Origin of the sequence: Paraburkholderia sp. MM5384-R2 (assembly GCF_014201025.1) — a bacterium.
GTDB lineage: Bacteria > Pseudomonadota > Gammaproteobacteria > Burkholderiales > Burkholderiaceae > Paraburkholderia > Paraburkholderia tuberum.
Genome location: NZ_JACHDI010000019.1, coordinates 1 through 13353 on the forward strand (window position 1 = coordinate 1; position 13353 = coordinate 13353).

Genomic DNA, 13353 nt, shown 5'->3' on the forward strand with positions numbered 1-13353 from the left:
GCGGATGGCCGTGCCGGCTTCGCGATGTTCGCGACGCAGGTGGCGACCGCCGCGGCGGCGCTTGCGTGGATGTTCGCCGAATGGGCGGCCAAGGGTAAGCCGTCGGTGCTCGGTATCGTGTCGGGCGCGGTCGCGGGTCTGGTGGCGATTACGCCGGCGTCGGGCTTCGTCGGCACGCTCGGGGCGCTCGTGATCGGTATCGTCGCGGGTGTGGTCTGCTTCTGGTCGGCCACGTGGCTCAAGCACAAGTTCGGGTACGACGATTCGCTCGACGCGTTCGGCGTGCACTGCGTGGGCGGGATCGTCGGTGCGCTGCTGACCGGCGTGTTCGCGGTCAAGGACATCGGCGGCGCGGACGGTGACGTGATGCTGCAACTCAAGGGTGTCGCGACGACGCTGATCTACAGCGGGGTGGTCTCGTTTGTTCTGCTCAAGGCAATCGACGCAGTGATGGGGTTGCGTGTCGCCGAGGAAGAAGAGCGCGAAGGACTGGACCTGGTGCTGCATGGCGAGGCGGTCGAATAACGGTTGCGCCGCGGATGGAGCGGGTACGACGGTCACCGCCCCTCCTTTGGATGGGGTGCCGCGTACCTGCCGGCATCGCTTCCATGCGGGGCAGGGCGCCAGCGTGCCTTGGGTTGGGGCCTGGCGCTTACAGCGGCCAGGCCGCGACAGAAGTCGGGGCACCCTTCGTACTTGAGAGCATGCGGGTGTCTGCCAGGTACGCGCCCGTACTGCCGAAGTTCGGCCGGACGAGCGAGGAGGTCGTGCCGGGTTCGAGCAACCGGATTTCCGCCAGCCGATGAAAAAGAATAATCAGCAGCATGTTGTCGTACTGGTTGTTCTCATATCGCAAATCGCCTTTTTGGCAATGTTCGCATTCGCCGAACCTGTCGTCAGGCATAACAGATGGCTCGCCGCAGGATTCGGATTCGACTTTTTATTCGGGCTGATTCTGTCGGTCGGCTTTGTCGGGATGTGGCGCACGCGCGCCGTCGATTCAGATTTTCTCGGATTTCTTCTGGCCAATCCGGTTGATCTGGCGATCGTGATTGCGACCGCCGGTCAGCTTGTGGCCATTCTGCTTGTTTGATGCGATTGGAAAGCACATTTCGATTTAGAAGGGCGATCGCAATGCCGCTTATGCGCGATGCGGCCCGACGATGCCTAGTCGCGCGATGCGCCGGTACAGCGTCGCGCGCGATATGCCTAATGCCAGCGCGGCGGCGTTAGGCCGCCACTGGCAACGCGTGAGTGCCGCGACGATCCGTCCCCGCTCGTCGTCGGCGCTGGCCGGCGACGTGGAGTTCGCCGCGAGCGCCGGCGTGACGGCGGGCGCGAGTTGCGCCGCGAACTCCGGCGACACGTGCCGCAACTCGACGCGAGCCGAATCGCAGACCGCGCACGCATAGCGCAGCACGTTGCGCAGTTGCCGGATGTTGCCGGGCCACGAAAAAGCGGCAAGACGCCCGGCGAATTGCGGATCGAGCATCAGCACATGCGTGCCCGCCTGGGCTTCCTCGTTGAACACCGTATCGATCACATCGCGGATATCGGTGCGCTCGCGCAGCGGCGGTATGCGCAGCGTCGCGCCGCTCAGGCGATAGTAGAGATCTTCGCGGAACGATCCCGCTTCGACCATCTGCATCAGATCGCGGTGCGTCGCGCAGATCACGTCGATATCGACGCGCACCGGCGTATCGCCGCCAAGCGGCACCACTTCGCCCTCGGCGAGTACACGCAGCAGACGTGTTTGCAGGCTGAACGGCATGTCGCCGATTTCGTCGAGAAACAGCGTGCCGCCATGCGCGAGGGCGATCTTGCCGCGCGCGCCGCGACTGCGCGCGCCGGTGAACGCGCCAGGCGCATAGCCGAACAGCTCGCTCTCGATCAGCGGCTCCGGAATCGCGCCGCAATTCACGGCGACGAACGGCCGCGTGCGCCGCGAACCCGAGTCGTGCACCGCGCGCGCGAACACCTCCTTGCCCACACCGGTTTCGCCGAGCAGCAGAACCGGGAGCCGCTTGCCGGCGATCCGCAATGCGACTTGCGCGTTGCGCGCGATCCGTTCGTCCGAGCTGTGCAAAAAGCGGCTCATCGCGCCGATGCTGCCGTCCGCATGCGGATCGGCCGGCCGTGTCGCGACGAGCGGGCGAGCCGTGCGTCTCATCGGCGCGCGAATGCGCGCATACAGCATCGCGCCGGTCGCGCGCAGCCGCAGCGCCACGATCATGCCGGTGCGCGCGACGTCGTGCAGACGGACCTCGGACGTGTCGAATATCTCGTCGATGTGACGCGGCCCGTCGAGCCCCGCGATGCTCTCGTGCGCCTTGCGGTTCGCGGCGGCGATGTTGCCGCATTCGTCGAATGCGATCAGTGCTTCGGGCTGCGCTTCGACGAAATGGCGGCTTTGATGGCCGAACAGGATCCAGTGCTGCGCGGTCTGATTCAGAAAGTAGCCATCCTCGATCAAACTCGCGCTTTGCCGCACCAGCTGAAAAACCAGCCCCTGGCTGTCGCGGTTGTCGGGCGATCGAATCGCCGATGCATCGAGCACGCCGATCAATTCGCCGGTCGGCGCGAAGATCGGCGAAGCGCTGCACGTGAGCGTCGTGAACGCGGCCCGGAAGTGATCGGTCTTGTGCACGGTGATCGGCGCGAGATCGGTGAGTACGTTCGCGATGCCGCAGGTGCCTTCTTCGCGCTCGGACCAGCACGAGCCGATATATAGCCCCGCATGCTTGAAATCGTTGCGCCGGTCGCGATCGATCCGATAGTCGATCGTGACGCCGTGCGCGTCGGACAGCATCACGCAATAGTCGGCGACACGAATCATTTCGTGCAGCCGCGTCAGGCACTGGCCCGAGGCGCGCAGAAAGGCTTCCTCCTTGCCCTGGACTTCGCGCAGTTCGGCGGACGTCAGCACGCGCGGGCCGATCACCGAACTTGGGTCGAGCCGGTACTGCTCGTACGACCGCTGCCACGACGACACGAGGCGCGACGAATTGGCAGGGGCCGGCAAGCGTCCTTCGATGGCCCCGCGTACGCGATCGACGTGCTGCGTTTGAGAAACATAGGGCATGGCCGGCTCCAGGCGAGCGACACCGAGTAGGGCGCGTCCCTGTCTTGTAGCACATCCACACTGAGCGATCACATTGCGGCGCAGCACGTCAGAGGCGTGAGACGAACGTCTCAGAGATGAGCGAGACGCTGGTCGCATCGAGCAAACCCTTGTCTGGCGCGGTATCGCGCAAGCGTCGCGACGTGCTGTGAGCCGCGCACCGCGTCGCGGGACGGGCCCGTGAGACACAGTGAACTGCGCGGCGCAGGTCTGATGAAAGCGGCCGCGACCGTCCGACTTCCGCGTCCACCCCGTGAATACGGCGCTTTCGGCGCGTGCGCACGACGCACAAGCAACTGGCCCGACCTTTGCAGTATCGCTGGCAGACAAGCAAACGCGAAAGCAAGCGCGCTTCATCACAGCAAGTCCGCTTCGCTACTCGCCCACAGGAGACAAGCCAGTGTCATCACCCATCACCGTCGGCGTGATCGCGAACCCGGCATCGGGCCGTGATATTCGACGCCTCACCACGCACGCTTCGGTGTTTCCGACCGCCGAGAAGGCGAACATGGTCGTGCGCCTGCTCGCGGGCCTCGGCATGCTCGGCGTCGCCCGCGTGCTGACCTTGCGCGACCGGACCGGTGTCGCTGCACTGGTACTGCGTGCGCTTGAAACGCACGCGGCCGTGGCCGAGCCGCAGCCTTGGCCGACCGTCGAATTTCTCGAACTGCCGATCACGGACAGCGCGGCCGACACCCATGCGGGTGTCGCGCGGATGGTCGGGTTGGGTGTCGATCTGATCGCGGTGCTCGGCGGCGACGGCACGCATCGCGCGGTTGCCGCGCATTGCGGCGAGGTGCCGCTGCTGACGCTGTCGACGGGTACCAACAACGCGTTTCCGGAACTGCGCGAAGCGACGGTGGCGGGCCTCGCGGGCGCGCTCGCCGCTTCGGGGCTCGTGCCGCCCGAGGTCGCGCTGACGCGCAACAAGCGTCTCGTGGTCAGTTGCGTCGCGGGCCCGAACAAGGGGCGGGAGGAAATCGCGCTGGTCGATGTGTGCCTGAGCCGGCAGCGTTTCGTCGGTGCGCGCGCCGTCTGCGAGCCGGCTGATATCGAAGCGCTGTTTCTGACCTTCGCGGCGCCGGATGGTATCGGCCTGTCGTCGATCGGCGGCGCGTGGGCGCCGGTCGAGCGCGGCGCGCCGTACGGGCTGCATCTGACGTTCGCGCGCGCGGGCGAATCCGGCGTGCCGATCTTCGCGCCGCTCGCGCCGGGCCGTGTCGATCGGGTGACGATGCGCACCTGCGAGCGCTTCGAAGCGGGCTGCTGGACGCCGCTGCATACCGAACAAGGGACGCTCGCCTTCGACGGCGAGCGCGAGATCGAGCTCGAACGCGACGACCGCTACGAGATCGCGCTCGACTGGGCGGGACCGCTCACCGTCGATGTCGGCCGCACGCTGCGCTATTGCGCGTCGCGGCAGTTGATGCGTGAAGCGGCGGCGCGTCGGAGGTAATCAACTCAGGAGGAAGCGAACGCCTGAAGCAAAGCTGGTTGAAGTAGCAGTGAACATCGAGATCATTCCCTGGAGACACACCATGTCTGTATCGACGCAGTTGAGCAAGGAAAAGCTGCTGGAAGCGTACCGGATGATGCGCACGATCCGCGAGTTCGAGGAGCGCCTGCACGTCGAATTCGCCACCGGCGAGATACCCGGCTTCGTGCATCTGTATGCCGGCGAGGAAGCGTCGGCGGTCGGCACGATGATGCATCTGAACGACGCGGACTATGTCGCCACCACGCACCGTGGTCATGGCCACTGCATCGCGAAGGGCGTCGACGTGCCCGGCATGATGGCCGAAATCTACGGCCGCAGCACCGGCGTGTGCCGCGGCAAGGGCGGCTCGATGCATATCGCCGATCTGTCGAAAGGGATGCTCGGCGCCAACGGGATCGTCGGCGCGGGTGGTCCGCTCGTGTGCGGCGCCGCACTTGCCGCGAAGCTCAGGAAGACCGGCGGCGTCGGCGTGTGCTTCTTCGGCGACGGTGCGTCGAACCAGGGCGTGATCTTCGAATCGATGAATCTCGCTTCCGTCTGGCGCCTGCCGGCGATCTTCGTCGCAGAGAACAACGGCTATGCGGAGGCGACCTCGTCGACGTGGTCGGTCGCGGCCGACAACATCGCCGACCGCGCGAGCGGCTTTGGCATGCCCGGCGTGATCGTCGACGGCTTCGATTTCTTCGCGGTGCACGAGGCGCTCGGCGCCGCGATCGAGCGGGCGCGCGGCGGCGGTGGCCCGACGCTCGTCGAAGTGAAGCTGTCGCGCTATTTCGGTCACTTCGAAGGCGATGCGCAAACGTATCGCGCGCCCGGCGAAGTGCAGAAGCTGCGCGACGAAAAAGACTGCCTGAAGCGTTTCGAGGAACGCGTGGTGCGCGCCGAAATGCTCAGCACCGACGAACTGCGCAGCGTCGATGCCAAGGTGAAGCAACTGATCGACGGCGCGGTGACGGAAGCGAAGGCCGCGCCTCTGCCGACGGCCGCCGACCTGCTGACCGACGTCTACGTGTCCTATCCGTAACCCGCGGCGCGAAACCATTCAATCTTGAGCTTTGCATAGGATCGGAATAAGTGCGTTGCATGGGACCAGAGTAAGCGCTAAAGCGCCAACTCTGTTCGACAGCTAAAGCGCTAACTCCGATCGACAGGAGACAGTCATGGCAAGGAAGATCACGTTTTCTCAGGCGATCAACGAAGCGCTGAGCCAGGAGATGGCGCGCGACGAAACTGTCATCGTGATGGGCGAGGACAACGCGGGTGGCGCCGGGTCCCCCGGTGAACAGGATGCGTGGGGCGGTGTGCTCGGCGTGACCAAAGGGCTCTTTCACAAGTATCCGGGGCGCGTGCTCGACACGCCGCTGTCCGAAGGCGGCTTCATCGGCGCCGCGGTCGGCGCGGCCGCGTGCGGCATGCGTCCGGTGGCAGAACTGATGTTCATCGATTTCATGGGCGTGTGCTTCGACCAGATCTTCAATCAGGCCGCGAAGTTTCGCTATATGTTCGGCGGCAAGGCGCTGACGCCAGTCGTGATTCGCACGATGCAGGGCGCTGGCCTGCGCGCGGCCGCGCAGCACTCGCAGATGCTGACGTCGATGTTCACCCATATCCCCGGCCTGAAAGTGGTGTGCCCGTCGACGCCGTACGACGCGAAGGGCCTGTTGATCCAGGCGATTCGCGACAACGACCCGGTCATCTTCTGCGAGCACAAGCTGCTGTATGGCCGCGAGGGCGACGTGCCGGAAGAGTCGTATGCGATTCCGTTCGGGGAAGCGAACGTGGTGCGCGAAGGCGACGACGCGACCATCGTCACCTATGGCCGGATGGTTCACCACGCGACGGATGCCGCCGAAAAGCTCGCGAAAGAGGGCATCCAGGTCGAGGTGATCGATTTGCGCACGACCTCCCCGCTCGACGAGGAAACGATCCTGGAAAGCGCCGAGCGCACCGGGCGCGTCGTCGTGGTCGACGAGGCGAATCCGCGCTGCTCGATTGCGACCGATATCGCCGCGCTGGTCGCGCAGCGCGCGTTCCATTCGCTGAAGGCGCCGATCGAACTCGTGACCGCGCCGCATACGCCCGCGCCTTTCGCAGGCGTGCTCGAAGATCTGTATATCCCGTCGGCCGAGAACATCGCCGCGGCCGTGCGGAAAGTAAGGAGCTGAGCAATGCCGATTCACATGATCACGATGCCCAAGTGGGGGCTGTCGATGGAGCAGGGACAGGTCAACGGCTGGCTGAAGGAGGTCGGCGAAAAAGTCGCGAAGGGCGACGAGATACTCGATGTCGAGACCGACAAGATTTCGTCGGGCGTCGAGTGCGCTTTCGACGGCACGCTGCGCAGGCAGATCGCGCAGCAGGGCGACACGCTGCCGATCGGAGCGCTGCTCGGCGTCGTCGCCGACGAAGCGAGCTCCGAGGCCGACATCGATGCGGCGGTCGAGGCGTTCCAGCGCGACTTCGTGCCGGCCACCGCGGACACGGCGGAGGCGGGGCCGCAGCCGCAAAAGGCGCAGATCGGCGGGCGCACCGTGCGTTACCTGAAGATCGGCGACGGCGGCACGCCCGCGGTGCTGATCCACGGTTTCGGCGGCGATCTGAACAACTGGCTCTTCAATCATGCGGAGCTCGCCGCGCACCGCGCCGTGTGGGCGCTCGATCTGCCGGGGCATGGCGAGTCGGGCAAGGCGGTCGACACGGGCAGCCTCGACGAACTGGCCGACAGCGTAATCGCGTTTCTCGACGACCGGGGCATCGAGCGCGCGCATATGGTCGGCCATTCGATGGGTGGCGCCGTGTCGATGACGGTCGCCGCGAAGGCGCCCGAACGCGTCGCGTCGCTGGCATTGATCGCGGGCGCGGGGCTCGGCGACGAGATCAATCGCGAGTACATCGAAGGTTTCGTCGAGGGCAGCAGCCGCAACGCCCTGAAGCCGCATCTGGTGAAGCTTTTTGCCGACGGGTCGCTGGTCACGCGGCAACTGATCGAAGACATCGTCAAGTACAAGCGGCTCGAAGGCGTGAACGACGCGCTGCGCAAGATTGCCGCGTCCGCGTTCGAAGGCGGGGTGCAAAGCCGCGTCTATCGCGAGCGGCTCGACACGCTCGCGCCTCGCACGCTGGTGATCTGGGGGGCGCAGGACCAGATCATTCCTGCCGCGCACGCGCAGGGGCTGCCCGCTCAGGTGCGTGTGCACGTGATCGACGGCAAAGGACACATGGTGCAGATGGAGGCTGCATCGGAGGTGAACCGCCTGCTCAACGAGTTCTTCGGATAACCGCGATGGACGCCGCTCCTCATACCGACAGCCTCACGGCGCTTGGCCAGCATGGCAAGCGCAACCGCGACAAGCTCGCCCGCATTCCGGTGAAGATCGTGCCGGCGGACCATTCGACCGTATTGCCGAAGCCGCCCTGGCTGCACGCGCGGCCGATGATGAGCGAAACCGTCGCGGGCATGGCGGCGGTGCTGCGCGAGCACAGCTTGCATTCGGTCTGCGAGGAGGCGATGTGTCCGAACATCGGCGAGTGTTTCGCGCAGCGCACGGCGACATTCATGATCATGGGAGGGATCTGCACGCGGCGCTGTGCGTTCTGCGACGTCGCGCACGGACGGCCGCAAGCGCTCGACGACGACGAGCCCGCGAGGCTTGCCGACGCCGTCGCGGCGCTCGGGCTGCGCTACGTCGTGATTACATCGGTGGACCGCGACGATCTGCGCGACGGCGGCGCCGCGCACTTCGCGCGTTGTATTGCGCTCGTGCGCGAGCGCGTGCCGGGCATTCGCGTGGAAATCCTGACGCCGGATTTTCGCGGGCGAATCGACCGCGCGCTCGATGCTCTGTCCGTGGCGTGGCCAGACGTTTTTAATCACAACCTCGAGACGGTGCCGTCGCTCTATCGGGCCGCACGGGCCGGCGCGGACTACCTCGGCTCGCTCGAACTGCTATCGCGCGCGAAACGCCAGAACGCGGCGGTGTTGACCAAATCCGGCCTGATGGCCGGGCTCGGCGAGACCGACAGCGAACTGCTCGCGACGATGCGCGATCTGCGTGCCCATGACGTCGACGTGCTGACGATCGGCCAGTATCTCGCGCCGTCGCGGTTTCACATGCCGGTGCGGCGATACGTGCCGCCCGCGACGTTCGACATGCTACGCGACGAAGGTTTGAAGTTGGGGTTCATGGAAGTGGTGTCGGGGCCGCTCGTGCGTTCGTCGTATCACGCGGATCGGATCGCCGGAAAGCTCTGAATGCATGTGTGCCGGACCTTTGGTGGCGCAATTCGACGAATACCTCCCCGTAACCTCGGCTTTTCGAACGATTGACCGCCGGGAAACTACTCGACAATTCGTAGGTATGCGAGGCGAGTCCCAGCGCGGGGCCGCTTCCCGAACGACGAAACGGTATTCGTCACCACGTGCACTTTGTCGAGGCAGGCATGTCAAGCAACATTACGATCACGGACGAACTCGTCGCTGAAATCGCAAACCGGATGGCCGAAGAGGGCGAGAAGGTGTCTCCGGTAGCCATCTGGTCCGAAGTCCATACAGGCTCGGTGGTCGCGGTGGCAGCGGCATTGCGCAAGTGGCGTGAAACGCGTGCCCCGCGGGTGCCGCAGGTCGTCGAACGTCCGGCTTTGCCGGAGACCGTGACCGACACCATGCGCGATGCGCTCGACCGGCTGTGGAGCTCAGCGCAGGACGAAGCGGAACGCGCGGTGGCGCGACGCCTCGCCGCGATGCGCCAGCGTGTCGAGGACGCCAGCGACGAGCGCGACGACGCGCTTGCGGAACTGCAAACCACCGTCCAGGAACTCGATGCGCTGCAAGTCCAACTGGATAAGATGACGAGCGCCTACGACGAGAAAGTCGACGCGGTAGCCGGTCTCGAAGAGGACATTGCGCTCGCCGTGCAACGGACCGACGCGGCGGAGAAGCGCGCGCAGGAACTTGCTGAGCGCGTTTCGCTCCTCGAAGCGGAACTGCAGAGCGCGGAACTGGCCGCGGAGCGCGGAGCGGTTTCGCACGAAAAGACCGACGCCGCGGGCGAGGGCGAGGTGGCGAACGAGTCGGCTGGGTCAGTCGTCGAAACGCCGGCCGACGAAACGGAGCGTGCGGCGCTGGAAGCGGCGCATTCCGAAGCGGTCGCTCGTCTTCAAAGCGAGCTCGAGGCGATTCGCGCGGAGCTGCAGGCCGAGCAGGAAGCGCACGCGGCCCGCCGGGAAGAGGTCGCGGGCGCGCAGGCTGAACGGAATGCCGCCGCACTTGAATTGCAGAATGTCCAGACGCAGATCGCCAGCCTGACCGATGAGCGTGACGCGGGCGCCTCCGAAATCGCGAGACTGTCGGCCAGCTTGTCCGAGGCGCAGGAGCGTGCCGACGCGGAGCAGCAGCGCGCGGCCGAACTGGCCGAAAGCGCGGTGGCGAGCGAGAACGTCGCGGGCCTGGAGTCGGCGTCGCCGGTGACTGCCGACTCTCAGCAGCTCGAGGCATTGAAGGCGCAGATGACGCGCGACGCGGACGCGCATGCCGCCGCAATTGCCGAAGCGCGGGAGACCGTCAGGAAATGGTCCGACTACTCGAACGCACTGAAGCAGCAACTGGCTCAGGCGAATGAAAAAATGGTCGTCGTCCTTGCCCGCGGCGCAGGTGAAGCGACATTGAGCCGCCGGCTTGCCGCTGAACTGGCCCAGCTCAAGCCGGAGCATGAATTACTGCGCAAGGAGATTCAGCAGCAGGTGCTCGTCGAAACGATCAGCGCTCAACTCGAGAAACAAGGCTACCGCTACGACGAGAAGACGGGTGCGGTGTCGAAGCTGAACACCGAAACCTCGCCAGCGTGACGGGATCGTTGATGGGATGGCGGCAGCGCCGATCGATTTTCTCTGTGCGCGGGAAGCCGGTGCCGTCGCATCGCGATGCAACCGTTCTCCCAGGTCGTTACCGGTGCACCCATATGCGACTTGCTGTCGTCGATCGAAGCACCGGTCGCAAGCTCAGTCAGAAGAAGTGCTGCACGCCAATGCGCACCGACGCCTGATCGCTGCGCGACGACGGCGACAACGAGAGCAGCGCCGCTTGCGCGCCGCCACCCGCGTGCTGATAAGTCAGCTCGGCGTAGAGCATGGTGCGCACCGAAAGGTGATACAGGTTCGAGAGACCGGCGGTCGTGTAGGTCTTTCCGTCGAACCACGTGCGGTAGCCGCCGAGCAGCACGGTGTCGAATGGCGTGACGTTCCAGTCCACGCCTAACTCAGTTGTCGTAGCACGCGTTGAATCCGTATCGCTGGCGATTTTCACCGTATCGACGACAGCGTGAAACGCCCATTGGCGATTGGGTATATACGTGCCGGCCACACCGAAGATCTCGGTATTGCGCGCCTTGAATGGCGTGCCGCCGGTAAGGTCCTGACCGAGGAAACTGACGTAGCCAAGCGACGTATTGAAGGCGTACGACTTGTTGCGGGTGTCGCTGTATACCGCGCCCAGTTGCAGCGCCGAGGTCTTGTAGAGGAGCGCGCCGCCTACATAGCGGCCCTGTCCCGTCGAAGGATCGGTGAAGCCGTACATCGCGCGCGCCGACACTCCATGCCACGGATTGCTTGCGTACTTCACAGTGTTGTTCACGGGGGTGACCGCATCGTTGTCGATGTTGGCGGGGCGGTACAGCAAGTAGTTGTACTGGACAGCGCCGTTCGCGTTGGGCAGAAGCACATCGTCGGTCAGATCCCACTGCCTGCCGAGTGTGAGCGTGCCCCAACGTTTGTCGGAAAGCCCGACGAAGGCCTTGCGGCTGAACAGTACGCCCGAAGTGGCGAAAGCGCCCGTATTCGAGAAGAAACCGTTCTCCAGCTGGAATACGGCTTTCGATCCACCCCCTAGATCTTCCGAGCCTTTGAAGCCGAACTGGTCGGGCACGCTGATCGGCCCCATGACGACTTGCGAACTTCCCTTCGCATTGGTCACGTAGCCAACGCCTTCATCGATGCTGCCGTACAGCGTGACGCTGCTTTGCGCGTGTGCGGACGATGCTGTCACACCCACACACAACACCAGACAACTCAACGAAACATAAGGGGTACTGATTGCGTATGCGAAAGGATTAGGTAACGGTCTCATGCCGATGGCAGGTAGGAAAAAAGAAGGAGGAGATCAGGTCGCAGGCCGGTTTGCACCGGCTCTGCGGCGTGTCATGCGTGGCGCGGCCTGCACAGAGCGATGGCGAGCGCGGCGACGAGGGCCGACGCGGCGAAGGCGATGAAATTCAGGCGCACGTCGAGATGCGACGCGGCGAACCATGCGCCGAGCATCGGCCCCGCCATCGCGCCGATCCGGCCTATGCCGACTGCCCAGCCCGTCGCGCTCGCTCGTGCGAACGGCCGGTAGAAGCTTGCGATATAGCCGAGCTGCACCATCGCCACTCCGATACTGCCCAGCCCGGCGAGCGCCACCAGCGCGTAGTTCGTGAACACGCCGCCCCTCACCGTCAGTCCGCAGATCGCGAGCGCGCCGATCACGTAGCCGCCGACGATCGTCTTGCGCGGGCCGAGCCGATCACCGACGCGGCCGATCAGAATGCCGCCGATCGCCGAGGAGAGCATGAAGACCGCCAGAAACGACAGGCTCGAGCCGAGGTCATAGCCGAGCTTGCGCATCAGTTGCGGCAGCCAGGTGCCAAGCCCGTAGATCACGAGTACCGCGGCGACTTGCGCGAGCCACAGACAAAGCGTCGACCACCAGTTGCCGTGCGAGAACACCTCGCCGAAGACGACGCGCAGCGACGGCTTGGCCACCGCCTCGACGGGAATGCTGTCGAGCGACGCGATCGACAGGCCGAGCCGTTGCGCGAGCTCATCGGCCTCGCGTCGCTTGCCGCTCGCCATCAGATAGGCGAGCGACTCGGGCAGCAGCTTGATCAGCACGGGAAGGGCGAGCAGCGGCAACGCGCCTACCGCGACGACGAAGCGCCAGCCATGCGACGCGAGAAACGCCATCCCGATCACAGCGGAAACCAACGCTCCGATCGCGTAGCCCGAATACATGATGGCGAAATTGAGGTTGCGCCTGGGCGTCGGCGAGTATTCGACCGTGAGCGCCGCCGCCGCGGAAATGACGCCGCCGAGGCCGAGTCCACCGATGAAGCGCATCACGCTGAAAATGAACGGCGTGGGCGCAACGGCCGCACCCAGCATCGACAGCGAGAACAGCGCCACGCACGCAATCAGGAGACGTTTGCGGCCCATCAGGTCGGTCAGAACGCTGATGAAATACGAGCCGAACAGCGTGCCGAACAGCGCCGCGCTACTCATCGCGCCGACTTCGATCGGCGTGAGCTTCCACACCGGGTCGGCGAGCATCGACGGAACGATAGTGCCCATGACGCCGATGTCATAGCCTTCGGTCACGATCGTAAGGAAACAAAGGGCCAGCACGCGGCGCGTGGTGCGCGCGGGCGGGTCGAGTGCGAGTGCGAGAGGACTTTCGGAGATGGCCGCCATGGGATGACTTTTTCGAACGAACTACCGGAAAGATCAGGCAAGCACGATGCCAGTCCCTCGTGGATGACCTCGTGGCCGAAAGCGCGGATCACGTGTCTATCCGCGCTTTGTGCGGCTTGCCCGCCCGGCGCAGGCGGAAGCTGTTGTCTGCGCTCGAATACAGAATGACATTCTATTTTCGAGGCGTCAAAGATTTCAAAATAATTTAGGCGTGGTTCGGGAAAATCCTGGGTCG

The 13353-nt window shown here is 64.8% G+C and carries 10 protein-coding genes and 1 pseudogene; 8 read left to right on the forward strand and 3 right to left on the reverse strand.

Annotation, left to right across the window (positions count from 1 at the left end):
• Positions 1 to 525 (forward strand): annotated as a pseudogene (locus HDG37_RS25980) (ammonium transporter); the annotation flags it as partial.
• Positions 526 to 802: 277 nt separating this feature from the next.
• On the forward strand, positions 803 to 1093 hold the full coding sequence (locus HDG37_RS25985; RefSeq protein ID WP_090811592.1) for a hypothetical protein: 291 nt from the start codon (positions 803 to 805) through the stop codon (positions 1091 to 1093).
• A gap of 48 nt (positions 1094 to 1141) precedes the next feature.
• Here HDG37_RS25985 and HDG37_RS25990 read toward each other — a convergent pair whose 3' ends face one another.
• Positions 1142 to 3082, reverse strand: coding sequence for a sigma-54-dependent Fis family transcriptional regulator (locus HDG37_RS25990; RefSeq protein WP_184052452.1), 1941 nt, complete (start codon positions 3080 to 3082; stop codon positions 1142 to 1144).
• Between the two features lie 439 nt (positions 3083 to 3521).
• Between HDG37_RS25990 and HDG37_RS25995 the strand changes: the two genes are divergently transcribed.
• The 6 genes from HDG37_RS25995 to HDG37_RS26020 all read left to right on the forward strand — a co-directional run bounded on the left by HDG37_RS25995 (position 3522) and on the right by HDG37_RS26020 (position 10463).
• The gene (locus HDG37_RS25995; protein ID WP_184052455.1) at positions 3522 to 4577 is read left to right on the forward strand and encodes an NAD(+)/NADH kinase; all 1056 of its coding nucleotides are present in this window, start codon (positions 3522 to 3524) and stop codon (positions 4575 to 4577) included.
• A gap of 82 nt (positions 4578 to 4659) precedes the next feature.
• Positions 4660 to 5643 carry a thiamine pyrophosphate-dependent dehydrogenase E1 component subunit alpha gene (locus tag HDG37_RS26000; protein ID WP_184052457.1) on the forward strand — a complete coding sequence of 328 codons (984 nt, stop codon included), beginning with the start codon at positions 4660 to 4662 and terminating at the stop codon, positions 5641 to 5643.
• Positions 5644 to 5779: 136 nt separating this feature from the next.
• Positions 5780 to 6784, forward strand: coding sequence for an alpha-ketoacid dehydrogenase subunit beta (locus HDG37_RS26005; RefSeq protein WP_184052459.1), 1005 nt, complete (start codon positions 5780 to 5782; stop codon positions 6782 to 6784).
• Between the two features lie 3 nt (positions 6785 to 6787).
• On the forward strand, positions 6788 to 7897 hold the full coding sequence (locus tag HDG37_RS26010; protein WP_184052460.1) for an acetoin dehydrogenase dihydrolipoyllysine-residue acetyltransferase subunit: 1110 nt from the start codon (positions 6788 to 6790) through the stop codon (positions 7895 to 7897).
• Positions 7898 to 7902: 5 nt separating this feature from the next.
• On the forward strand, positions 7903 to 8871 hold the full coding sequence (gene lipA / locus HDG37_RS26015) for a lipoyl synthase (protein WP_184052462.1): 969 nt from the start codon (positions 7903 to 7905) through the stop codon (positions 8869 to 8871).
• A gap of 188 nt (positions 8872 to 9059) precedes the next feature.
• Complete coding sequence (locus tag HDG37_RS26020; RefSeq protein WP_184052464.1) at positions 9060 to 10463, forward strand: DNA-binding protein; 1404 nt, start codon at positions 9060 to 9062, stop codon at positions 10461 to 10463.
• 157 nt (positions 10464 to 10620) lie between these two features.
• Here HDG37_RS26020 and HDG37_RS26025 read toward each other — a convergent pair whose 3' ends face one another.
• Together HDG37_RS26025 and HDG37_RS26030 are read right to left on the reverse strand one after the other, a co-directional pair.
• The gene (locus tag HDG37_RS26025) at positions 10621 to 11664 is read right to left on the reverse strand and encodes a porin (RefSeq protein WP_184052466.1); all 1044 of its coding nucleotides are present in this window, start codon (positions 11662 to 11664) and stop codon (positions 10621 to 10623) included.
• Between the two features lie 146 nt (positions 11665 to 11810).
• Positions 11811 to 13118 carry an MFS transporter gene (locus HDG37_RS26030; protein WP_184052468.1) on the reverse strand — a complete coding sequence of 436 codons (1308 nt, stop codon included), beginning with the start codon at positions 13116 to 13118 and terminating at the stop codon, positions 11811 to 11813.
• Between the last annotated feature and the right edge of the window lie 235 nt (positions 13119 to 13353).